This window comes from Chloroflexota bacterium (genome assembly GCA_016875875.1).
Classification (GTDB): domain Bacteria; phylum Chloroflexota; class Dehalococcoidia; order GIF9; family UBA5629; genus 9FT-COMBO-48-23.
The window spans coordinates 158,400-180,126 of record VGOP01000003.1; the positions used below are offsets into that span (position 1 = coordinate 158,400).

35 protein-coding genes are annotated in these 21,727 nt (G+C 48.4%); 31 read left to right on the plus strand and 4 right to left on the minus strand.

The genetic code is table 11. The features are described 5' to 3' along the window. Positions 1-4: 4 nt before the first annotated feature. On the minus strand, positions 5-1,939 hold the full coding sequence (gene gyrB, locus FJ023_03495; protein ID MBM4446400.1) for a DNA topoisomerase (ATP-hydrolyzing) subunit B: 1,935 nt from the start codon (positions 1,937-1,939) through the stop codon (positions 5-7). 223 nt (positions 1,940-2,162) lie between these two features. Between gyrB and FJ023_03500 the strand changes: the two genes are divergently transcribed. Beyond that, entirely contained in the window at positions 2,163-2,426 is a 264-nt protein-coding gene (locus FJ023_03500) for a hypothetical protein (GenBank protein ID MBM4446401.1), read from the plus strand. 32 nt (positions 2,427-2,458) lie between these two features. Here the strand turns inward: FJ023_03500 and FJ023_03505 are convergent, their stop codons facing one another. Genes FJ023_03505 through FJ023_03515 form a run of 3 tightly spaced genes read right to left on the minus strand, consistent with a single transcriptional unit; the run spans position 2,459 to position 4,148 of the window. Continuing rightward, positions 2,459-3,040 (minus strand): hypothetical protein, encoded by a 582-nt coding sequence (locus FJ023_03505; GenBank protein ID MBM4446402.1) that lies wholly within the window; start codon positions 3,038-3,040, stop codon positions 2,459-2,461. A 17-nt stretch (positions 3,041-3,057) separates the two neighbouring features. Further along, on the minus strand, positions 3,058-3,384 hold the full coding sequence (locus FJ023_03510; protein MBM4446403.1) for a 4Fe-4S dicluster domain-containing protein: 327 nt from the start codon (positions 3,382-3,384) through the stop codon (positions 3,058-3,060). Beyond that, entirely contained in the window at positions 3,318-4,148 is an 831-nt protein-coding gene (locus FJ023_03515) for a 4Fe-4S dicluster domain-containing protein (protein MBM4446404.1), read from the minus strand. Before FJ023_03515 ends, FJ023_03510 begins: the two co-directional genes overlap by 67 nt. 304 nt (positions 4,149-4,452) lie before the next feature. Between FJ023_03515 and FJ023_03520 the strand changes: the two genes are divergently transcribed. From FJ023_03520 to map, 30 genes are all read left to right on the plus strand, one after another. Next, positions 4,453-5,550, plus strand: a complete 1,098-nt coding sequence (locus tag FJ023_03520) for a 4Fe-4S dicluster domain-containing protein (protein MBM4446405.1) — start codon at positions 4,453-4,455, stop codon at positions 5,548-5,550. A gap of 15 nt (positions 5,551-5,565) precedes the next feature. Further along, entirely contained in the window at positions 5,566-6,486 is a 921-nt protein-coding gene (locus tag FJ023_03525) for an adenylyl-sulfate kinase (GenBank protein MBM4446406.1), read from the plus strand. A 345-nt stretch (positions 6,487-6,831) separates the two neighbouring features. Beyond that, a complete protein-coding gene (locus FJ023_03530; protein MBM4446407.1) occupies positions 6,832-7,293 on the plus strand; it encodes a 30S ribosomal protein S12 in 462 nt (153 codons plus the stop codon). After that, positions 7,294-7,764 (plus strand): 30S ribosomal protein S7, encoded by a 471-nt coding sequence (rpsG, locus tag FJ023_03535; protein ID MBM4446408.1) that lies wholly within the window; start codon positions 7,294-7,296, stop codon positions 7,762-7,764. Between the two features lie 59 nt (positions 7,765-7,823). After that, positions 7,824-9,902: an elongation factor G gene (gene fusA / locus FJ023_03540; protein ID MBM4446409.1), complete on the plus strand. Its 2,079-nt coding sequence runs from the start codon at positions 7,824-7,826 to the stop codon at positions 9,900-9,902. Continuing rightward, on the plus strand, positions 9,903-10,211 hold the full coding sequence (gene rpsJ / locus FJ023_03545) for a 30S ribosomal protein S10 (GenBank protein MBM4446410.1): 309 nt from the start codon (positions 9,903-9,905) through the stop codon (positions 10,209-10,211). It begins immediately after the preceding gene. A gap of 7 nt (positions 10,212-10,218) precedes the next feature. Beyond that, entirely contained in the window at positions 10,219-10,836 is a 618-nt protein-coding gene (locus FJ023_03550; protein MBM4446411.1) for a 50S ribosomal protein L3, read from the plus strand. A gap of 5 nt (positions 10,837-10,841) precedes the next feature. Further along, complete coding sequence (rplD, locus tag FJ023_03555) at positions 10,842-11,498, plus strand: 50S ribosomal protein L4 (protein MBM4446412.1); 657 nt, start codon at positions 10,842-10,844, stop codon at positions 11,496-11,498. Positions 11,499-11,524: 26 nt separating this feature from the next. Beyond that, positions 11,525-11,809 (plus strand): 50S ribosomal protein L23, encoded by a 285-nt coding sequence (locus FJ023_03560; GenBank protein MBM4446413.1) that lies wholly within the window; start codon positions 11,525-11,527, stop codon positions 11,807-11,809. A 17-nt stretch (positions 11,810-11,826) separates the two neighbouring features. Further along, positions 11,827-11,922: an AURKAIP1/COX24 domain-containing protein gene (locus tag FJ023_03565; GenBank protein ID MBM4446414.1), complete on the plus strand. Its 96-nt coding sequence runs from the start codon at positions 11,827-11,829 to the stop codon at positions 11,920-11,922. A 19-nt stretch (positions 11,923-11,941) separates the two neighbouring features. Beyond that, on the plus strand, positions 11,942-12,763 hold the full coding sequence (rplB, locus tag FJ023_03570; protein MBM4446415.1) for a 50S ribosomal protein L2: 822 nt from the start codon (positions 11,942-11,944) through the stop codon (positions 12,761-12,763). 27 nt (positions 12,764-12,790) lie between these two features. Next, positions 12,791-13,084 carry a 30S ribosomal protein S19 gene (gene rpsS, locus FJ023_03575; GenBank protein ID MBM4446416.1) on the plus strand — a complete coding sequence of 98 codons (294 nt, stop codon included), beginning with the start codon at positions 12,791-12,793 and terminating at the stop codon, positions 13,082-13,084. Positions 13,085-13,093: 9 nt separating this feature from the next. Beyond that, the gene (locus FJ023_03580; GenBank protein MBM4446417.1) at positions 13,094-13,432 is read left to right on the plus strand and encodes a 50S ribosomal protein L22; all 339 of its coding nucleotides are present in this window, start codon (positions 13,094-13,096) and stop codon (positions 13,430-13,432) included. Position 13,433: 1 nt separating this feature from the next. After that, positions 13,434-14,105: a 30S ribosomal protein S3 gene (gene rpsC, locus FJ023_03585; protein MBM4446418.1), complete on the plus strand. Its 672-nt coding sequence runs from the start codon at positions 13,434-13,436 to the stop codon at positions 14,103-14,105. Next, positions 14,074-14,505, plus strand: coding sequence for a 50S ribosomal protein L16 (rplP, locus tag FJ023_03590; protein ID MBM4446419.1), 432 nt, complete (start codon positions 14,074-14,076; stop codon positions 14,503-14,505). The genes rpsC and rplP overlap by 32 nt, the downstream gene beginning before the upstream one ends. Further along, positions 14,502-14,699 carry a 50S ribosomal protein L29 gene (locus tag FJ023_03595; protein ID MBM4446420.1) on the plus strand — a complete coding sequence of 66 codons (198 nt, stop codon included), beginning with the start codon at positions 14,502-14,504 and terminating at the stop codon, positions 14,697-14,699. Before rplP ends, FJ023_03595 begins: the two co-directional genes overlap by 4 nt. 3 nt (positions 14,700-14,702) lie before the next feature. Then, the gene (gene rpsQ, locus FJ023_03600; GenBank protein ID MBM4446421.1) at positions 14,703-14,984 is read left to right on the plus strand and encodes a 30S ribosomal protein S17; all 282 of its coding nucleotides are present in this window, start codon (positions 14,703-14,705) and stop codon (positions 14,982-14,984) included. Positions 14,985-14,999: 15 nt separating this feature from the next. Continuing rightward, positions 15,000-15,368: a 50S ribosomal protein L14 gene (gene rplN, locus FJ023_03605; protein ID MBM4446422.1), complete on the plus strand. Its 369-nt coding sequence runs from the start codon at positions 15,000-15,002 to the stop codon at positions 15,366-15,368. Position 15,369: 1 nt separating this feature from the next. Then, positions 15,370-15,681, plus strand: a complete 312-nt coding sequence (locus FJ023_03610; GenBank protein ID MBM4446423.1) for a 50S ribosomal protein L24 — start codon at positions 15,370-15,372, stop codon at positions 15,679-15,681. Between the two features lie 20 nt (positions 15,682-15,701). Beyond that, a complete protein-coding gene (rplE, locus tag FJ023_03615) occupies positions 15,702-16,244 on the plus strand; it encodes a 50S ribosomal protein L5 (protein MBM4446424.1) in 543 nt (180 codons plus the stop codon). Between the two features lie 12 nt (positions 16,245-16,256). Beyond that, on the plus strand, positions 16,257-16,442 hold the full coding sequence (locus FJ023_03620) for a type Z 30S ribosomal protein S14 (GenBank protein MBM4446425.1): 186 nt from the start codon (positions 16,257-16,259) through the stop codon (positions 16,440-16,442). Positions 16,443-16,467: 25 nt separating this feature from the next. Then, positions 16,468-16,860: a 30S ribosomal protein S8 gene (rpsH, locus tag FJ023_03625; protein ID MBM4446426.1), complete on the plus strand. Its 393-nt coding sequence runs from the start codon at positions 16,468-16,470 to the stop codon at positions 16,858-16,860. A 22-nt stretch (positions 16,861-16,882) separates the two neighbouring features. Further along, positions 16,883-17,434, plus strand: a complete 552-nt coding sequence (locus tag FJ023_03630) for a 50S ribosomal protein L6 (protein MBM4446427.1) — start codon at positions 16,883-16,885, stop codon at positions 17,432-17,434. Between the two features lie 10 nt (positions 17,435-17,444). Beyond that, on the plus strand, positions 17,445-17,813 hold the full coding sequence (locus FJ023_03635) for a 50S ribosomal protein L18 (protein ID MBM4446428.1): 369 nt from the start codon (positions 17,445-17,447) through the stop codon (positions 17,811-17,813). 9 nt (positions 17,814-17,822) lie between these two features. Continuing rightward, complete coding sequence (locus tag FJ023_03640; protein ID MBM4446429.1) at positions 17,823-18,365, plus strand: 30S ribosomal protein S5; 543 nt, start codon at positions 17,823-17,825, stop codon at positions 18,363-18,365. Continuing rightward, the gene (gene rpmD, locus FJ023_03645; protein ID MBM4446430.1) at positions 18,358-18,552 is read left to right on the plus strand and encodes a 50S ribosomal protein L30; all 195 of its coding nucleotides are present in this window, start codon (positions 18,358-18,360) and stop codon (positions 18,550-18,552) included. The genes FJ023_03640 and rpmD overlap by 8 nt, the downstream gene beginning before the upstream one ends. Further along, positions 18,539-18,982 (plus strand): 50S ribosomal protein L15, encoded by a 444-nt coding sequence (locus FJ023_03650; GenBank protein MBM4446431.1) that lies wholly within the window; start codon positions 18,539-18,541, stop codon positions 18,980-18,982. The genes rpmD and FJ023_03650 overlap by 14 nt, the downstream gene beginning before the upstream one ends. A gap of 1 nt (position 18,983) precedes the next feature. Continuing rightward, positions 18,984-20,300: a preprotein translocase subunit SecY gene (gene secY / locus FJ023_03655; GenBank protein ID MBM4446432.1), complete on the plus strand. Its 1,317-nt coding sequence runs from the start codon at positions 18,984-18,986 to the stop codon at positions 20,298-20,300. A gap of 12 nt (positions 20,301-20,312) precedes the next feature. Then, positions 20,313-20,975: an adenylate kinase gene (locus tag FJ023_03660; protein MBM4446433.1), complete on the plus strand. Its 663-nt coding sequence runs from the start codon at positions 20,313-20,315 to the stop codon at positions 20,973-20,975. After that, on the plus strand, positions 20,972-21,718 hold the full coding sequence (gene map, locus FJ023_03665; protein ID MBM4446434.1) for a type I methionyl aminopeptidase: 747 nt from the start codon (positions 20,972-20,974) through the stop codon (positions 21,716-21,718). The genes FJ023_03660 and map overlap by 4 nt, the downstream gene beginning before the upstream one ends. The last annotated feature ends 9 nt before the right edge of the window (positions 21,719-21,727 follow it).

The following is a 21,727-nucleotide window of genomic DNA, read 5'->3' on the forward strand; positions in this document are numbered from 1 at the left end:
TGAGCTAGATATCCAGGTTTCTTACATTTCTGGCGTGGGCTTGGATGAACGATTTTCGTGGTGGGACTTCACTGCCCATCAACATATGGAATATCCTGTCAGCGGATATGGCATCCTCGATTTCCACCTTGAGCAGAGTTCGTGATACCGGGTTCATGGTAGTCTCCCATAGCTGCTCAGCGCTCATTTCTCCCAATCCTTTATAGCGCTGTATCTCCACTTTGTTACTTTTGAGCTCCTTAAGTTTGGCTTCCTTTTCCTTCTCCGAGTAAATCCAGCATAGTTCCTTTCCTGCTTGAATGCGATAGAGAGGCGGCTGGGCAATGAACAGGTGACCTTGACTTATTAGCTCTGTCATGTTGCGGTAGAAAAAGGTAAGAAGAAGCGTTCGGATGTGGGAGCCGTCGACATCAGCATCAGTCATAATGATTATGCGGTGGTAGCGCAGTCGGGAAAAGTCGAGCTGGTCACCGATGCCGGCTCCTACCGCGGTGATAATGGCCCGGATTTCTTCATGGTCCAGAATCTTATCTTTAGGGGCCTTTTCTACATTAAGTATTTTACCTCGTAGTGGTAAGATGGCTTGGAAACGGCGGTCTCGACCCTGCTTGGCTGAACCTCCGGCTGAGTCACCCTCAACCAGGTAAAGCTCACACTCGCGAGGGTCAGTCTCTGAACAGCTAGCTAGCTTTCCGGGCAGAGTGCCGGCTTCTAATCCGCTTCTCTTGAAGATAAGGTCGCGAGCCTTTCGGGCTGCCTCTCTAGCTTTGGCCGAAATTAGGCACTTATCTATGATTGATTTGGCATCATCGGGGTGCTGCTCCAAATACAGGGAAAGTCCATCAGCTACTATGGCTTCGACCTGGGTTTTTATTTCGGGATTGCCTAGTTTGGCTTTGGTTTGCCCCTCAAACTGGGGTTCAACGAGCTTGACACTGATGACTGATGTCAGCCCATCACGAACGTCATCACCTATCAGATTGGGATCGGAGTCCTTTAACAGCTTGTTTTTCCGTGCATAGTCATTGAGGACACGGGTTAGTGCTGAGCGGAACCCGGTAAGATGGCTGCCGCCGTCTATGGTATTGACGCAGTTGGCAAAGCTAAGTGTAGACTCGGAAAAGCCATCGTTGTATTGAAGAGCTACTTCTACAACGGTGCTGTTCGTTATGCCGGATATGTAGACGGGCTGGCGATGGAGGACTTGCCGGTCTTTATTGAACCGACTGACAAGGCTAGCTATGCCACCTTCAAATAGGAATGTTGCCTCTTGGTCAGTTCTCTCATCTTTGAGACTTATTTCCAGGTTCTTGTTCAAAAAGGCTAGCTCTTTTAGGCGCTGGCGGATTGTATCGAATTCATAATTAATCTCACTGAAGATTTCAGTGTCAGCCAGGAAAGTGATGGTAGTCCCCGTTTCATCGGTATCGCCGATAGTTTCTAAATCGCAGGTAGGATCACCCCGTTGATATTTTTGGCGATAGATTTTACCCTGGCGTTTGACTTCGGCATTGAGCCAGGAAGATAGGGCATTTACTACTGAAGCGCCAACACCATGCAATCCGCTGGATACTGTATAGGTGCGACCGCCGAATTTAGCTCCGGCGTGGAGTCTGGTCATGACTGCTTCCAATGCTGAGGTGTTGGTTGCCGGGTGGACGTCCACCGGTATGCCCCGGCCATTGTCGATAACTGTTACCGAGTTGTCTTCATGAATTATTACCTCGGTTTTGTCACAGTAGCCGGCCATTGCCTCGTCTATGCTGTTGTAGACAATCTCATAGATCAGATGGTGCAGCCCATGTTCGTCAGTGCTGCCAATATACATGCCCGGGCGACGTCGCACCGCCTCCAGGCCATCGAGAATACGGATATCCTCGGCAGTATAGTCTTCGAATGTATTGTTGGTTGTATTATTATTGTTAGCTTGTTGTGGCATGGCTACAGAAAATCCTTCAATAAACTTTGTGATTCATCGGTAATTCTAGATTGGACATAATGGGAAAGCAGACAACCTGTCAATCCCACATTTAGTGCCTGCCAACCCCAACTGTACAAGGGATTGCATTGCCTTAATTTTACCACATCTTCCCGGAAACTGAAAGGCCAAGATGGTTGTCTTGCTGGCCTAGCTGGCGAATAAGTGATTTTGATTCGGACTAATGCAAACTGTCGTGCTTGCAGGCGTTCTGGAGAAGCTTGATTATGCTTGGGCCCTTAAGGTCTGTGGAGCCGCAACTCTCGCTGTCGAAATAGCGGCACACGGTGCAGGTCACGCTGTATTTGTTTACCTCGCTTATGTTTACGAAGAGGTCACAGTTCTCAGCGCTGCGGTCATACCACTCCTCAAGGACTTCGGCGGTCTGTGGGAAGTGAGACCTGAAGCTTTTGGAGATGAAGAAGCCGTAGCCAGCGGAGTCGCTTAAGGAGAGATAAATGCGCATTTGCAGCCTCTTGGCTATATTGAGATGTGGAACTCACACATACCGTTCTGTGGCAGTGTCTTCGGCATCTCGATATTTATGTGGTCGCCAGTCTTCTCTGCGGCAGCCTCAAAGCAGGCGAAGCAGAATCCTTTGCAAGGAAGGCCCTTTATGCCGACCTCCTCAAGCACCTTGTGTACCGCACAGGCAGAGACCTGAAGCACCAGTTCCTTGGTAGTTGCCCTGGATATATTCCAGCGGTCGGTAGGCCTCAGGCCAAAGATGGATAGCTCTACATATCTACTCAGGCGATGGGGGAAAGAGATACCTGTCTGCTTATACACCTTCTCCACCATCTCCCCGGTGCGGTCCTGGTATTTGGTGTCAGCTAGCTCGATGGTGAGCTTCATCAACTTCTTGCCCAAATCTTCGAGGGCCTTGTATGCCTCCTTCTCGTCCTTGCCTTGCAGGCTACTGACTACAGCTCCTATATCGAACTTTTGAGTAATTTCCTCTACCAGACCTTTATCTGCATCGAAGGGAAGGACTTTCCCTGGCTCTTCCAGGGTCAGCAATCTTTCCTTTAGTATCTTGCCATATTTCCAACCAGTGGTCATTTCTTTCATACCTCCGTTCAGAAGCTCACCTGAATGGCGCTCTTGGGACAGACACTAACGCAGTCCATGCAGCCGGTGCATTTTTCGAAGCGGACCCCGGCCACGATGAACTGACTCGGGTCCATTTCTCTAAACTTTTGGGGACCCACCTTGGTGGCAAGGCCCAAGACATGGGTTGGGCAAATGCGGAGGCACTTATGGCAGGAAAGTGGGTCAGTGCATTTCTTGTCATCTACGGTGATTGTTGGCAGCATGTTTAATCCCTCTCTGTAAGGTTTTACCAAGCATCGGCTAGGGCGGGTAGGCTGGCCCGTTCCACCAAGGTGATGGCATCCTGGGGGCATTCAGAGACACAAAGCCCACAACCAAAGCACTGGAACGAGTCAATATAAGCTTTATTCTGGCTGGGGGAGAAGCTGAGTGCTTTGAACTGGCAGCGGTGGATGCATGAAGCGCAGCCACTACAAAGTTCAGTATCAACACGGGCCACATGGTGCCCTTTCCATAGGACACGTACATTGTAGTCCAGTGTGGTTCTTATGAAACTACAATCGGGATAATCGCAGTTGCAAATTCCGCCTAGGTATGGGGTACCGAAGGTAGCCAGAGTCTGCACTAAGCCCCTCTTGTTCAGCTTGGTGACGATATCTTTGGCTTCATCAGGGGTGAGGAACTGGATTCCACCTCGGTAGGTCTCAGGCCATCGCTCCCACTTATACATCCCTGACCCCATACCTATACAGGTGAAGTTCTCCTCGTCCGCCAGACCCAGCATGGAGCGGCGGCAGGCGCAGGTCATAATGGCGATGGGATAGATGGTATCAATGACCTTAAGGACATCCTCTAGGGTCACAACCTGCCCGAAGTGTGCAGTCCAGGAAAGCTGTTCCACATCGTGCTTGACCTTGGCAATGGCCTCATGGTCATTTCTGTCTAAAGCTTCCAGGAAGTCTCGGGTCAATAAAGACATTCCTCCAGCAGCTTGTGGGCCGGGCTCGAGACCTGCGGCCTCCTCTTTTCTGATTCTATATAGCTTTCTGGCGTAATTTGCCGGGTTGAAATACCATCTCTCATAGCCTTCGGCGTAGCGCTCACACCATACACACATATTTATTGGCCTCCTTGTTTCAAACTTCGTAGCAGATAGAGGATTGTTTTTAATGGCATCACTGTAACAGTGGGGGTCGTCTACTATGTAGATAGTCTAGATTAGGCTAGGCGAAATTGTCAACTTTGACGGTGTTTCTTATGTTAGTTTGGAGGAGTCTTCTATTTAGCAGTGTTGCCCGGGCACGAAAGCCGCCCGAAACTTGAAATAAACGCAGGTGTAAGGTATGCTTTTGCCAATTGGCAATCTTTATCACCTAAAATAGAGCGACCATTGTATTCGAGAAGAAGGGAGCAGCAGAACCGTGAGTAAAAAGACTGATGCAGAGCAGATTTATAAGGAGTTGGTGGCAAGGGTTGATGCAGAGAAGAGCGAGGTCGCCCCTATTTACAAGGAGTTAGCAGCCAAAGTCGGGGCTGGCGAATCGGAGCACATACAGAGGATAATTGCCAAGCTAGCCGATCTGGAGCAGGCGAAGATAGTGGCTGCGCTGCCGGACCCATACCGTGCGGAATCATCTGGCAGGTCACTGGAGATATCTGAAGAATTCGCTAAGAAACTGAACATAGATAAGAAAGTAGTAGACAAGCATATCAGGGAGCTTTATGAGAAAGGGCTCCTTTTCCCTACAAAGAAAGGGCCTTCAATGGCTCGCACTTTCATACAACTTCATGATGCAGCGCTGGGTAACCCCAAGTTCGATAAACAGCTTGGCAGGGGCTACTTTGACCTCTGGGGTGTCATGGAGGGACCAATGAACCAGCCCAAGCCCGAAAACCTGGGTCAACATAGCGAGTTCCGAGTCTTACCAAGGTGGAAATCGATAGAGAATGTTCCCGGCGTCCAGCCTTTTGAAGACATAAGGGCTATCTTGAAATCGCAAGACCCCATTGTTTTGCTTCACTGCGGCTGCAAGAGATCCCACACGGACAGATGGTGTGGTGTCCCTGTAGAGTCGTGCATAACGCTTGGCCGCACTGCCCAGTATAACCTCGACCGTGGAGCTGGCAGGAAAATCACGTATGAACAGGCACTCGAAATTCTGGATAGACTAGACCAGCATCCCACAGTCAATGCTACGGTAAACCAGAGAGAAGTCAACCAGTTGGTCTGCAACTGCCACTACTGCTGCTGCATGGCAATTAAGATCGCAGCCAAGAGCCGCTTTGTCGCTGAAGCCCATCCGGAGCAGTGCCAAGCCTGCGGCACCTGTGTGGAAAGGTGCCAGTTCGGAGCTATCTCCATGAAGCACTATCCCGAATTCGGAGGTGAGCGGGCATATGTTGACCCAGAGCTCTGCCGGGGCTGTGGCTGCTGTGTGATCTCCTGCCCATCTGAAGCTAGGACAATGAAGCTGGTACGGCCGCCTGAGCACGTCGCTGAGAGCATAACCATATATTAGCTTGGAGAATCTTAAATGGGCCTGTTCCACTGCCCCATGGGGGCGGCTTTCTATGAAGATGACGACTGCATCGACTGCGGCATGTGCTATGCCAAGACCAAGGACGAGATGATTGAAGCTTCAAAGAGAATAAGAACCTATTTGAAAGCTCACGCTTTGAAGAACAGCACCGTCAAAAAAATAGCCGTCTGTGGCAAAGGGGGTGTGGGGAAGAGCACAATCGTCACACTGCTGGCAAATGCCTTGAGAGAAGCGGGCTACAGCGTGCTTGTTTTTGACACCGATGAGTCGAACCCTGGGCTCTACCGGATGTTCGGCTTTGATAAACAACCCAGGGCACTGATGACTGTGCTGAGCAGGCTCCCTTCTGGCAAGAGAGAGGTAAGTGCCAAATGGCTCACGCCAGACCAAATAACGGTTGCAGATATCCCTTCTGAGTACATTCTCGGTGGTGATGGCTTCAAGTTCCTCATGGTGGGCAAGATCGAAGACCCCTTTCAGGGCTGTGCCTGTTCCATGGCAAATATAGCTGGTGACTTTGTGGGGAAGCTTGTAGTGCAGGACAAGGAGCTCGTGCTTATAGATATTGAGGCAGGCATTGAGAGCTTCGGCCGGGGTGTGGAGCGGAACGTTGATATGGTGCTGATAGTAGTCGAGCCCTCCTTCGAGTCCATGGCGCTTGCAGAGAAAATAACGTACATGGCTGAGGGCATGGGCATAAGCAGAGTAAGGGCAATCCTCAACAAAGTCCCCTCTGATAAAGTGAGACAGCGGATGGCCGAGGAGCTTGATAGAAAGGGCGTCAAAACCCTCGGCGCGATTTACTTCGACCCTGAACTCAGCGAAGCTGGCTTCGAAGGCGCAATTCCTGCTAACTCAAAAGCCACCGAGGAAATGAAAGCAATCGCCGAACTCCTGCTTGGCGAATCAAAGTAATTTCCCTTTGAACCCGCAAAGTTGGTCAAACTTGAAGGCGTGTTTGCCTATGGGCAGTGCTAAGATTTTTCCTCACATGTTTGTAATTGGTGACCGTAAAGAAGACAAACAATCTTGGTAACTGGATTCAGGCCAACAAGTAGTAATATTGGGCAGAGCTATTCTATTGTTGACATTTATTATACACTTATGCTATAGTGAGTCTTTGTGTCTACTAGCCACTAGTCTGGGTTTGGAAGACCTGAGTAAGCCGGCTGGTTGAACCGGGACGCAGACCTGATTGGGAATTACACCGGTAGACAACTAGGTGGCTTTTTAATTGCTGTAAATAGAAGGAATGGTGAAATGCCAACGGTCAATCAATTAGTTAGAAAGGGGCGGCAGAAGCTTGGCAAGCGGACCAAAGCTCCAGCGCTGGGTGTTACTCATAATACCCTGAAAAATATAACTCGGCGGGATACACGCTCGCCGCAGAAGCGCGGGGTTTGTGTACTGGTCAAGACAATGACTCCTAAGAAACCAAATTCTGCCTTGCGCAAAATCGCCCGCGTTAGGCTTACCAACGGCATTGAAGTCACTGCTTATATACCTGGCGAGGGTCATAATTTACAAGAGCACTCTGTGGTGCTTATCCGTGGTGGTAGGGTGAAGGATTTGCCTGGGGTCCGGTACCACATTGTTCGGGGTGCCCTGGATACAGGTGGGGTGGAAAATAGACAGCAGGGGCGGAGCAAGTATGGAGCTAAGCGAGGCAAAGCAGTGAGGATTGCGGGGGGAGAGGAGAAGATTGCGGGAGGAGAGGAATAAATGCCAAGGCGGGCTAGAGTAATAAAAAGACAAACACCTCCTGACCCTAAATACGGAAACGTTACGGTGGCTATACTCATCAAAAAAATAATGTTGGATGGGAGGAAGGCTACAGCCGAGCGGATTGTTTATGATGCTATGGATTTGGTTAATAAGAAATTAAGTACAGAGCCTTTGGCGGTTCTTGAACAGTCACTTAAGAATGCCACTCCTGTACTTCAAGTAAAATCTCGGCGTGTCGGTGGCGCTACTTACCAGGTGCCAGTTGAGGTTGATCCCGAACGTGGACTATCTCTGGCTATGCGCTGGCTGATCAGCTATGCTAAAGCCCGTAGCGGTAAATCTATGGCGGAGAAATTAGCTGCGGAGATTGTAGATGCCTCTCAAGGGCAGGGGGCAACTATCAAGAAGCGTCAAGATACTCATAAGATGGCCGAGGCAAATAAAGCTTTTGCTCATTATCGATGGTAACTACAGCAGGAATTAAATCCCAACAACCCCAAAAAGCGGTTGGTATAGGAAACAATGTCATGACCCGGACTTTTCCTTTAGACAAGGTGCGGAACATAGGCATCATCGCTCACATTGATGCTGGTAAGACAACTGTTACTGAGAGAATTTTGTTTTATACAGGACGTACCTATAAAGTTGGTGGGGTGGATGAAGGCACGGCGGTGATGGATTGGATGGCACAGGAGCGGGAACGAGGGATTACTATCACCGCAGCAGCTACGACTTGCTACTGGCAGGAACAACGTATAAATATCATTGACACACCGGGGCATGTCGATTTTACTGCTGAAGTCGAGCGCAGTCTCCGGGTATTGGATGGTGGGGTAGTAGTGCTCGATGCCGTGGCTGGAGTAGAGGCTCAATCTGAGACAGTATGGAGGCAGGCGGATAGATATAGTGTACCGAGAATCTGCTTTATCAATAAGATGGATAGGATTGGTGCTGATTTTTATCACACAGTCAACATGATTGAGGAACGGCTGCGAGCTAAAGCTGTACCAGTGCAATTGCCCTGGGGTAGGGAGAGTCAGTTTAAGGGTGTAATAGACTTGGTTGACAGCAAAGCTTGGCTGTTCTCTGATGACGTGAACGTTGCGCCAGTAGAATCGCCTATTCCAGAGGAAGAGAAGGAAGAGGCAGCTAAGCATAGACAGGCATTGATTGAGAGACTAGCCGAGAACGATGACCAGTTGATGTTACTCTATCTTGAAGGTGGAGAAATTCAAAGCGGTCAGATTAAGGCTGCCGTAAGAAGATTAACTTTGGCTAATCGGATAGTGCCTGTGCTTTGCGGTACTGCTTTGCGGAATAAGGGGGTTCAGCCCCTTCTCGATGCGGTTGTGGATTATCTACCTTCCCCATTGGATATACCTCCGGTTCATGTTATTGACTTGAAAACTGGAGAGGCGGATGTTCGGCAGGCCAGCGATGACGCTCCATTTTTGGCTTTGGCTTTTAAGGTGGTGGCTGACCCCTTTATGGGTAGACTTGTTTATTTTCGCGTTTATTCAGGCAAAGTCAAAGCGGGGATGCAAGTCCTCAATTCCAGTAAGGGGCGCAAGGAGCGCCTTGGAAGGTTGATTCTTATGCATGCCAATCGTCGTGAAGAGATTGAGGAAGCCGATACCGGCAGCATTGCCGCTACTTTAGGCCTCAAAGACACCTTCACTGGGGACACGTTGTGTGACCCGGCTCGTCCAGTGCTTCTCGAAGCTATCCGTTTCCCTGAGCCGGTGCTGTCGATGGTTGTAGAACCTAAAAGCAAGGCGGACCAAGATAAGCTGGGTGAGGCCATGAACAAGCTTTCGGAAGAGGACCCCACTTTTAAAGTACGTACTGACCAGGAAACCGGACAAACCCTTATTTCCGGGATGGGCGAATTGCATCTAGAGGTCTTAATAGACCGCATGCTTCGCGAGTTCAATGTGAAGGTAAGGGTCGGTAAGCCGCAAGTAGCCTATAAAGAGACTATTACTGTACCAGTAGAGATAGAAGGTAGATTTATCCGTCAGTTTGGTGGTCGAGGACAATATGGTCATGTCTGGCTCAAGCTTGAGCCAGGAGAGCGAGGTAGTGGCTTCAGGTTTGTTGACCAGATTCGAGGTGGAGACATACCGAAGGAGTATATTCCAGCAGTCGAAGCCGGGGCGAGGGAAGCGTTGGAAAGCGGTGTTTTGGCAGGCTATCCGATAGTAGATATCAAGGTAGCTCTGTTTGATGGTAGTTTCCATGAAGTGGATTCCTCTGATCTGGCTTTCAAGATGGCAGGCTCTATAGCTTTGAAGGGTGGTGTGAGCAAGGCCAATCCTATACTCCTCGAGCCAATTATGAAGTTAGAGGTAGTGATGCCAGCCCAGTTCTTGGGCGATGTCATCGGCGACTTGAATTCAAGAAGGGGGCATATTGAGGGGATTGAGACACACGGTGAAACATGTATTGTTCGTGCTCTTGTTCCTCTAGCTGAGATTTTCGGTTATGCCACTACCCTAAGATCGTTGAGTCAGGGTAGAGCAACCCATTCCTTGGAGTTTAATTGTTATAGAGAGTTACCAGCTAGCCTAGCGGAGCAAATAGAGGTTAGGGTCAGAGGTAGATAAATGCCTAAGCAAAAGATTCGAATCAAAATCAGAGGGTATGACCACAGGCTAGTTGACCAGTCAGTGGAGCAAATTGTGGAGACTGCAGAGCGTACTGGTGCTGTGGTTGCCGGTCCAGTGCCCCTCCCTACTCAAATCGAAAAGGTTTGTGTTATTCGCTCTCCCTTTATTGATAAAGATTCGCGAGAGCAATTCGAGATTCGTACGCACAAGCGCCTCATTGATATCTTGGGCCCAACCTCCAAAACTATAGATGCGTTGACTCAACTTCAGCTGCCCTCTGGGGTGGAAATAGATATTAGGTTGTAGCTAAAAAATGATTCAGGGTACGATTGGTAGAAAAATAGGTATGACACAACTTTTCCAGGATGATGGAGAAGTGGTAGTGACAGCTATTGAAGTAGGTCCTTGCTTTGTTACTCAAGTAAAGACCGAGGCTAATGATGGTTATAATGCTGTTCAGCTTGGCTTCGGGGAAGCCAAGCGGCTTAATTCTCCACAGAAAGGCCACCTTAAGGAAATAGGTCAATTCAAACATCTCCGTGAGTTTAGCGTGGAGGATGTCAACTCTGTTCAAGTGGGACAGAAAGTTGATGTGGATATGTTTAAGCCGGGCGATTTGCTTGATGTCACCGGTATATCAAAGGGTAAAGGTTTTGCCGGTGTAGTCAAACGCCATCATTTTGCTGGTGGCCCTAAGACCCACGGGCAGTCCGATCGTCATCGGGCTCCTGGCTCGATTGGCGCCACTACATCTCCGGGGCGCGTATTAAAAGGAACGCGTATGGCCGGGCACATGGGGGACAGGCGAGTAACCGAGCGTAATCTTAAAGTACTCGATGTCGATCTGGCTCGTCACTTGTTGCTGGTGAGGGGGGCGGTGCCCGGTTCTAAAAAGGGATTGTTGCTCATCAAGAAAGCTGGTGGGGGGTAAGCAGAGTGCAAGTTCAGATTTATAATTTGAAGGGTAAAGTAACCGGGCAGATCGAAATAAGGGACGATGTTTTTGCTGTGCCCTTTAATGAGGCTGTGGTGCATCAAGCGTTAGTCAGGCAATTAGCTAATCGACGTCTGGGGACTGCTGATACTAAGAGAAGAGGTGAGGTTAGTGGCAGCAACAGGAAACTTTTTGCTCAAAAGCATACCGGGCGGGCACGTCGTGGTGATATCAGGTCACCTATGCTCAGAAAGGGTGGTGTAGCGTTTGGCCCTCATCCTCGAAGCTACCAACAGGATATGCCCAAGAAGATGCGGCGTTTGGCTTTGAGGTGTGTTCTTTCGTCTAAAGCAGGTAGTGGCGAGCTGAAAATTGTAGATAAACTTGAGATTGATGGCCCAAAAACCAAGGCAATACTGGATATGTTGATAGCTTTGGGGATTGGTGATTCTGTCATCATCGCTACCGCTGAAGCTGGGACTAATTTGGTTAAGTCGGCGCGCAATTTACTAGGCGTTAAGACAATGCCGGCGCCTCTGCTCAACGTGGCTGATTTACTTTCTTTTAAAGACTTAGTAATGACTGTGGACGCAGTGCGGAAGGTGGAAGAGTTTTGGGGCGCAAAGTCAGTCCCGGAGGCAGCGGGTAATGTCAATTAAGCCAAGATTTTAGGATTTATGTAGATATGCATCTTTATGAGATAGTAAGACGGCCTTTAATCACTGAAAAGGCTACCTTGATAAAAGAACAGAACAAGTATGCTTTTGAGGTGGCGAAAGAGGCTAACAGACGTCAAATTAAGGAAGCTGTAGAGGCAGCATTTAAGGTAAATGTGGCTAAAGTCAATGTGATGAGTGTCCCAGGGAAGATGAGAAGAATAGGCAGACGGTATGTAATGACTCCGTCTTGGAAGAAAGCAGTTGTTACCTTGGAACCAGGTCAGAAAATAGAGTTCTTCGAAGGAGTCTAAAAAGTAGGGGAATAGAATTGGGATCAGTTATTAAGAAACGGAAGAAAAAAATGGCGAAGCATAAACATCGCAAGCTCCTTAAAAAGACCCGATGGCAAAGGAGACACCCCTAGAATTAGGGGGAGGTAAGCTTTGGCGCTAAAAACTTATCGCCCAACATCACCGGGCAGGCGAGGCATGGTTAGTGCCTCTTTTGAGGAGATAACCAAGACGGTTCCCGAGAGGTCACTATTGTTGCCGATTAGGAAAAAGGCAGGGCGTAACAACAGGGGTGTAGTAACTGTGCGGCATCGTGGTGGTGGTGCTAAGCGTAGATTACGTATAATTGATTTTAAGCGAAATAAACTTGGTGTTCAGGGGAAGGTAGCTGCTATAGAATATGACCCCAATCGCTCAGCTCGTATTGCTCTCATTCATTATGCTGATGGAGAGAAACGTTACATTCTGGCTCCTCTGGGGCTCAAGGTGGGTGATGTCATAATGACGGGAGAGGGTGCGGAGATAAAGCCCGGTAATGCCCTGCAACTAGGCTTGATTCCGGATGGCACTTTGGTTCATAATCTCGAGTTTGAACCTGGAAAAGGCGGGCAGATAGTGCGTAGTGCTGGTACAGCGGCGCTGCTTTTGGGTAAAGAGGGCAGATATTCGCTTGTTCGTTTGCCTTCTGGAGAGGTACGGCGTTTTTTGAGCGATTGCCTGGCTACCGTGGGACAAGTAAGCAATGTTGAACATCAAGGTGTAAAGTTGGGCAAGGCTGGACGCATAAGATTGCTAGGACGGCGCCCCCAAGTTCGCGGCTCAGCTATGACACCACGTGACCATCCCCATGGTGGTGGTGAAGGCAGAGCTCCTCGGGGGATGGCGCCAAAAACACCATGGGGCAAGCCGGCTTTGGGTCCGAAAACACGTGTTAACAAGGCTTCAGACAGATTGATTGTCAAGCGTCGGAAATAGAAAGGTAGCTGAAAAGGCAGGGATAGAATGTCACGCTCATCTAAAAAAGGTCCTTATTGTGACGCTAAGTTACTTAAGAAGATAGAGGCGCTTAATCGCTCTGGGGAAAAGATAGTGATAAAGACCTGGTCTCGTGCCTCTACTGTCCTACCTGAAATGATAGGTCATACAATTGGAGTACACGATGGTCGTCGGCATGTGCCCATCTTCATCACTGAGAATATGGTAGGGCACAAACTAGGAGAATTCGCTATGACCCGGACATTCCGTGGGCATGTTAGTAAGTCGCAAGTAACTGTTCAGGCAAGAAAGCAGGCGTAGTTTTTAGGCATGAAAGTAGCAGCGATATCTAAAGATGTTCGTATTTCGCCTCGTAAAGTTAAGTTGGTTGTAGATATGGTACGGGGCAAAAAAGTTGATGAGGCCTTGACTATTCTTAAGTTCTTGCCGACGCCTACAGCTCAGGCTGTGGCTAAGGTAATTAAATCAGCGGCGGCAAATGCAGAAAACAATTTCCAGATGGAACCTACTGAGCTTAAGATAACCGATATTTTTGCCAATGAGGGGCATACCTTCAAAAGATTCCGGCCGCAGGCTAGAGGACGGGTTAATCCTATCTTGAAGCGTTGTACTCATATCAGCGTTTTTGTCGCTGGGGAGGAGGAATAAAGTGGGACATAAAGTTCATCCTTACGGTTTTAGAATTGGTGTCATTCGGGGCTGGCAGGCTAAGTGGTATGATGAGAAACACTATACTGAGTTACTGCATGAGGATTTGAAGCTACGCCGCGCTGTCGAAGAAAAGTGCCGTGATGGTGGCATTGCTAGAGCGGAAATTGACCACCAGGGTAATGAAATTCTGGTAACTTTGTATTCTTCGCGTCCTGGTATTGTTATTGGTAGGGGAGGACAACGCGCTGAGGAGTTGAGGTCACATTTAGAAGGAATCTGTGGCAAGAGAGTGCGACTATCTATTAAAGAGGTCGAACAACCTGAGCTTGAGGCTCGTTTGGTAGCTAGGAATGTGGCTGACCAGCTTGAACGTCGGATGGCTTTCAGGAGAGCAATGAAACAAACAGCTTTTCGGACAATGCAGGCTGGTGCCAAAGGAGTGAAGATAAGCTGTGCTGGAAGGTTGGGGGGCGTCGAAATTGCTCGTCGTGAAACCACCCTCCAGGGCCAGTTACCGTTACATACACTTTGTGCCGATATTGATTATGGTTTTGCTGAGGCTCGCACTACGCTGGGTCACATCGGAGTTAAAGTTTGGATTTACAAAGGTCGTGTTTACCCTGAAGTAAGGAGAGAAAGTGTTACAGCCGAAGCGAGTGAAGTATCGTAAAACTCATCGAGGGCAATTGAGAGGCAAGGCGCAAGCCGGCAGCGCTATTGTCTTCGGTGAGTTTGGTTTGCAGGCTCAGGAAGCGGCGTGGATAACAGCCAGGCAGATTGAAGCTGCTCGCCGTGTCATCGTCCGTTATCTGCGTCGTGGCGGTCAGATGTGGATTCGGGTCTTTCCAGATAAGCCGGTGACTAAGAAGCCGGCGGAGACGAGGATGGGCAGCGGTAAAGGTGCTCCAGACCACTGGGTAGCTGTAGTCAGACCAGGGAGGATGCTATTTGAGATAGGTGGCATAAAAGAAAACATGGCTCGGGAAGCATTGCATCTAGCTTCTTATAAGCTACCTATTGCTGCTAGGTTTGTGGTAAAAGAGACGGTTAAAGAAGAGGCGAAAAGTTGAAAATCGATGAAGTTCGTTCTTTAGGCGATGCAGAATTATTGAAGCGGTTAGGAGAAGCTCGCCAGGAGCTTTTTAACTTACGACTTCGCTTGGCTACTCGGCAGTTGGCTAATCACCGTGAGTTGCCCAAAGTCAAGAAGAGAATCGCCAGAATCGAGACCATAATAAGAGAGAGGGAATTTGGCATAAGATAGCTTATGAAAGAGAAACGAAAAACCAGAACCGGCAAGGTAATAAGCGATAAGATGGATAAAACGGTGGTGGTGTTGGTAGAAAGTCGAGGACGCCATTCTCTTTACAAGAAGGTAGTCAGGCATACCTCTAAATTCAAAGCCCATGATGAGGCTAATGCCTGTAAGGTTGGCGATGTAGTGAAGATTGTTGAGACTCGCCCTTTGTCTAAGGAAAAGTGCTGGCGGGTGGCGGAGATAATAAGCAGAAAAGAAGTAGTTGAGGTCGAGCCTGCTGAAATAATTTAAAAGAGATAAGGAATAATGATTCAGCCTTATACTAGACTTAAAGTAGCAGATAATACTGGAGCTCGGCAGATTATGTGCATCAACGTGCCTGGTGGCACGCGGAGAAGATATGCTACTGTTGGCGATGTTGTTGTCGGCGCAGTAAAGCGGGCCATACCCGGTGGCGTGGTGAAAAAGGGCGAAGTAGTTCGGGCGGTGGTTGTGCGCATAGCTAAACAGCATCATCGCCCGGATGGCTCTTATATTAGATTTGATGACAATGCCGCGGTTATCTTGGATGATAAAAACAATCCTAGAGGCACTCGCATTTTTGGTCCGGTAGCTAGAGAGCTCCGAGATAAGAATTTTATGAAGATAATATCGTTGGCTCCTGAGGTTCTGTGAAATGAAGGTTAGAAAGAATGATACGGTTCTTGTTATTGCCGGCAAAGACAGGGGGAAGAAGGGTAAGGTACGAAAGGCTTTGCCTAAGAACGACAAGGTGATAGTTGAAGGTGTTAATATGATTAAGCGTCATTCCCGAGCTCGCGGCGCAGCTAGGCAGGCTGGCATAATTGAGCTAGAAGCACCGCTCGACGTATCAAATGTCATGTTAGTTTGCAATAAATGTAACAAGCCGGCTCGGGTTGGCATCCGTTTTCTTGAGGATGGTAGAAAAGCGCGAATTTGTCGCTCCTGTCATGAAGTGATTGACTAATTAGAAGGTGTATTTTAAGGATGTCACGGTTGAAGGAAAAGTATGAGAAAGAAGTAGTGCCTGAACTAATGCGTAAGTTTGGGTATGAGAATGTGATGCAGGTGCCGAGGCTTAATAAAATCGTGCTAAATATCGGTTTGGGCGAAGCGATACAAAATCCTAAGGCTTTAGAAGGAGCTGAGAAGGATTTGGTGGCTATTTCGGGGCAGCATCCGGTAATAACGCGAGCCAAGAAGTCTATCGCTGCTTTTAAACTCAGAGCCGGCATGCCTATTGGTATGATGGTGACATTGCGGGGCAGGCGAATGTACGACTTCTTTGATAAGCTCGTCAGTGTTGTTTTGGCACGGATCAGAGATTTTCAGGGAATATCGCGCGATTCGTTTGATGGTGAAGGCAACTATACCTTAGGAATTAAGGAGCAGGTGGTTTTTCCTGAGATTGATTATGATAAAGTGGATAAGCTGCGGGGGTTTGAAATAATTATCGTTACTACTGCAACTAACAACGAAGAAGGCAGGAGCTTGCTCGAGTCTCTAGGTATGCCTTTTAGAAGGAGTTAAGTTCTCGATAAGATGGCAAAGTTATCCAAAGTTTTGAAATCGGAACGCCCTCCGAAGTACAGGGTGCAGCAACGGAATAGATGCAAATTGTGCGGCAGGCCGCGTGCCTATATACGCAAATTTGGTCTGTGTCGTATTTGTTTTCGGCAGCTGGCTTTAAAAGGTGAAATTCCTGGAGTTAGAAAATCAAGCTGGTGATTGAAAGTGCTGGAGGCATAAGTCCATGGTAACTGACCCAATTGCTGATATGTTAACTCGAATTCGCAACGCAATCATGGCGCACCATGAAAGTGTGCTCATGCCAGCGTCCAGGATTAAGCTCTCTATCGCCAAAATACTCAAAGATGAGGGCTTTATAACTGATTATACTGTTCTCAAGGGTAAGCCACAACGAGTGATTAAGATATCCTTAAAGTATATAAATGAACGTCCTGCCCTTGCAGGTTTAGAAAGGGTTAGTAAGCCAGGTCTTAGACTATATGTTGGCCGTAAGGAGATTCCCCGTGTCTATGGTGGGCTTGGTGTTGCTGTTTTGTCTACTTCCAAAGGGGTTATGACTGGCCAGGATGCATGGCGTCGAAATCTCGGTGGTGAATTGTTATGTTATGTTTGGTAAGTAGGCTTTCGGAGGCGAGTTTATGTCTCGAATAGGATTGTTGCCTATACCTGTGCCTCAAGGTGTCAAGGTAGATGTTAAGGGCAATGAAGTGACTGTGGAGGGAAGTAAAGGTAAGATGGCGCGCTCATTTCACCCCGATATTTCCATTACGTTTAAGGATGGAAACCTAGTAGTGGCGCGACCTACTGATAATAGGAATCATCGTGCCTTACACGGTTTGACTCGGAGCCTTTTGGCTAACATGGTTGAGGGCGTAACCAAAGGTTTTGAAAAGGTTATAGAGTTGAGTGGTGTTGGTTACCGAGCACAGAAAGCAGGGAATAAGCTATCGCTGCAAATTGGGTTCAGCAATACGGTAGATTTTTCCCCACCAGATGGTATAGAGATTGTCGTGGAAGGGACAAACCGTGTTCGGATTATCGGTATTGATAAGGAGCTTGTGGGTGAAGCAGCGGCTCAAATTAGAGCTATACGGCCTGTGGATTCTTACAAAGGCAAGGGTATCAAGTATGCTGGTGAGAGGCTCCGTCTCAAACCAGGCAAAGCGGGCAAAGCAGCGCTGAAAGGATAAAATAAAGACATTGGCGGTTAAAACAGATACAAGATTGGCGCGAAAGCGACGTCACGTTCGGGTTAGAGCCAAGTTAAGCGGTACAGCGACGAGGCCAAGGCTTTGCGTCTTTCGCAGCTTGAAGCATATTTATGCTCAGGTTGTAGATGATTCTATTGGGCAGACGCTGGTTTCGGCGAGCAGTTTGGATTCAGAGATAAGGGACAAAATCACAGGAAAGAGAAAAACGGAAAGCGCTGAGCTGGTTGGTTCCCTTGTGGCTCAGCGTACCTTGAATAAGGGGATTAAACAGATATCTTTTGACAGAGGCGGCTATAAGTATCATGGACGAGTTAAAGATTTGGCGGAAGCTGCCAGGAAAGCTGGCCTAGACTTTTGAGGCTTATGGATGAAAGCGATTAAGAAACTAATTGAAGAGAAAACCAAAGTTGATGCTAGCGAGCTCGACCTTAGTGAAAAGCTAGTGTCACTTAACCGGGTAACTAAGGTTGTCAAAGGTGGTAAGCGACTTCGTTTTAGGGCTCTAGTAGTTGTTGGTGATGGAAACGGACATGTGGGGGTTGGCTTAGGCAAGGCCAAGGAGGTACCGGAAGCAATTCGCAAGGCTGGTGTTACAGCTCGGAAGAGGCTTTGCAAGATAACTATGTCAGGGGCTACTATACCACATGAGGTTATGGCTAAGTCAGGAGCGGCGAAGGTATTGCTTAAACCAGCGTCGCCTGGGACTGGAGTCATCGCTGGTGGCAGTGTTCGCTCAGTGCTTGAAGCTGCAGGTATAAAGGATGTCCTTAGCAAGTCTCTAGGTAGCTCTAATCCTGTTAATGTAGTTAGAGCGACTGCGTTGGCTTTAGCTAGCCTTAAGAACCCTGAGGAGGCGGTAGCAAGGCGCAAAGCTGAGCTTGAGATTAAGGAGGCTGAGTTAAGTGGCTAAGCTGCGTATCAAATGGATAAAGAGCGATATTGGCTATGCCAAGGAGCAAAAGCGAACCTTGAGAGCCCTAGGTTTTCATCGCCTTCATGAAACGGTGGAGCATGAAGATTCTCCTCCGGTTAGAGGTATGATAGTTAAAGTCAATCATTTAGTTAAAGTGGAAGTGATCACCGATGCAGCAGCATAACCTAAGGCCCCCAGCAGGTGCCAAGCACAAGAGAAAACGCGTGGGGCGTGGCGATGGCAGCGGGCATGGTAGTTATTCAGGACGAGGCTGTAAAGGGCAGAAATCTCGTTCTGGGGGTGGAGTTCGCCTCGGTTTTGAGGGAGGGCAACTACCCTTAATTAAGCGTTTGCCTCGGAAACGCGGTTTCGTTAATATATTTAAAGCTGAGTACAGCATCGTTAATGTGGGCGATCTGAAAGTGTTTTCTCCTAATGCTGAGATTACTCCAAAAGAGTTACTTGAAGTTGGACTGATTAAGTCTTTTAGGTATCCGGTTAAGGTTCTCGGCGACGGTGACATCGATCGTCCGCTTGTAGTAAAGGCTAACAAATTCTCTGCCGCTGCTGAAAAGAAGATCGTGGCTGCTGGTGGAAAAGTGGAGGGTATTTAAGATGCAGCAAGTGTCAGGTAGACCACGTCTTATTCAAGCATTGCTTGATGCCTTTTCCCTTCCAGATTTGAGACGGCGTCTACTTTTCACTGTAGGAATGCTGGTAGTTTTTCGCTTCATAGCTCATGTTCCCATGCCTGGTGTGGACCTCGCTGCGCTACAAAAGCTTTTTGAGCAAAATCAACTTTTGGGCATGCTTGACCTGTTTAGTGGCGGGGCTATGAGGAACTTCAGCGTGGCGGCTATGGGAGTTTATCCCTATATAACTGCTTCCATCGTTATGCAGTTATTAGTCCCGGTTATTCCCCAACTTAGGGCATTATCTCAAGAAGGGGAATCTGGGAGGCGTAGGATTAATCAATTTACTCACTGGTTAACTGTACCTTTGGCAGCTCTTCAGGGTTATGCTCAGTTGGCGCTGCTGCGCAGCCAGGGCGCGATTGGTCAAGCCACAGCATTGCCTACCATAGCTATAATACTGTCGCTGACAGCTGGGACAGTCTTTCTTGTCTGGCTTGGTGAGTTGATAACTGAGCGAGGTATTGGAAATGGTGTGTCCATAATAATCTTTGGCGGCATTGTGGCTGGTTTGCCGGAAATGGTCGGTCGTGGCCTTATTGCCAGAGAGAACATGGTCGGCCTGATCGCCTTTCTTATTGTTGGCTTGGCCATGGTGGCGCTTATAGTTATATTTACAGAGGGGCATCGACGTATCCCAGTGCAATATGCACGAACTGCCTTCCGTGGGGCTCGCATGTATCGCCAAACGGGTTCAACCCATATTCCTCTTCGGGTGAATACTGCCGGGATGATACCCCTCATCTTTGCTATGTCGCTGATGATTTTCCCAGGAACGATAGCCAGTTATTTTGCTAGCCCACAGGGGCAGGATCCGAATTTTGCCAGCACAATTATGAGGTGGTTCGACCCCAGTACACCTCTCCCCGTGGGCTTGTTTTACTGGGTGCTTTATTTCTTGATGGTGGTAGCTTTTGCCTTTTTCTATACCATGGTGATATTTGAGCAGATGGATTTGGGGCGGACTTTACAGCGCCAAGGAGGCTTTGTCCCAGGTGTTCGCCCTGGTAACCCCACGACTGATTACCTTAACAAAGTCATTAGCCGCATAACCTGGGGTGGGGCTCTCTTTTTGGCTTTTGTGGCGGTGATGCCGTTCCTGGTTCGAGAAATGACAGATGTTGCTGTGCTGACTTTATCTAGCACTGGTATTCTTATCGTTGTGGGTGTGGCTTTAGATACCATGAAACAAATAGAAGCACAGCTGACAATGCGCCGCTATGAAGGTTTCCTTAGGTAAGGAGATGCACAAATGTTTTTGGTTTTTCTCGGTGCTCCAGGGGCAGGTAAAGGGACTCAAGCAGCTATAATTTCACGAAAATTGGGATTAGCTCACATAGCTTCAGGTGACCTTTTTAGACAGGCAGTAGAGAAAGGAACCAAGCTGGGGAAATCAGTCAAAGCTTATATGGATAAAGGTGCCCTGGTTCCTGATGCAGTTACAATTCAGCTAATCTCAGAGCGACTGAATGAACCTGATTGTAAAGTAGGCTGTGTTTTTGATGGCTTTCCGCGAACTATCGAGCAGGCCAAGGCGCTTGACAAGATGTTAATCGGTCGTGCAAGGAGCATCGACAAAGCGATATACATCGAGGTGCCTGATAGGGAGCTGTTAAAACGCCTTAGTGGGCGCTGGATATGCCGCAAGTGCCAGGCACCTTACCATGAGGTGGCTTCGCCGCCAAAAGTTCCGGGGAAGTGCGATAAATGTGGTGGCGAGTTATATCAGCGCTCGGACGATAATGAGGAGACGGTAAAAGAGCGACTGAAAGTCTATTTTGCTCAGACTACCCCTGTCCTTGATTATTACAAGAAAGCAGGCAAGCTTGTTACAGTGGATGGTAAGCTCGGCATAGAGGAGGTATCCGAGGAGATAATTGATGTTCTCGGGCCCAAGTTGGTGAAGGCCGAATGACTGTGATAAAGTCACTAGGGGAAGTGGCTATTATGCGTCAGGCTGGAAGAATTGTAGCGACAACTTTACAAAGATTGAAGGAAGAAATAAAACCAGGGATTAAGACCAGCCACCTTGACTCAGTAGCTACAAGCGAACTGAAGAAATATGGGGCTAAAGCTTCTTTTAAGGGTTATCGAGGCTTCCCTGCATACCTATGTGTTTCGGTGAATGATGAGATTGTTCATGGTATTCCCGGAGAACGGCGGCTGAGTGATGGTGATATTGTCTCCCTGGACTTTGGAGCGATCGTTGATGGCTTCCATGGTGATGGAGCGATAACGGTTGGGGTGGGTAGAATTAGTTCTAAAGCCAAGGAACTCATAGCGGTTACCGAAGCCGCCTTGATGGTTGGAATAAGGGCGGCATGTAATGGTGCTTACCTAGGAGATGTTTCGGCAGCTATCCAGAACTATGTTGAAACAAGGGGATTTTCTGTGGTTCGGGAGTATTCGGGGCATGGGGTAGGTAGAGACTTGCATGAAGACCCCTTGGTGCCCAACTTTGGCTCGCCTGGTGAAGGCCCCCGTTTAAGAAAGGGCATGACTTTGGCAGTGGAGCCGATGGTGACTGCTGGAGACTGGCGGACGCGGCTTGCTGAGAACAGATGGACGGTGCTTACTGCAGATGGCAGCCTCGCCGCACATTTCGAGCATACTATTGCTATTAGCGAAGATGAAGCAGAGATATTGACTCTATTATAATATATAGTA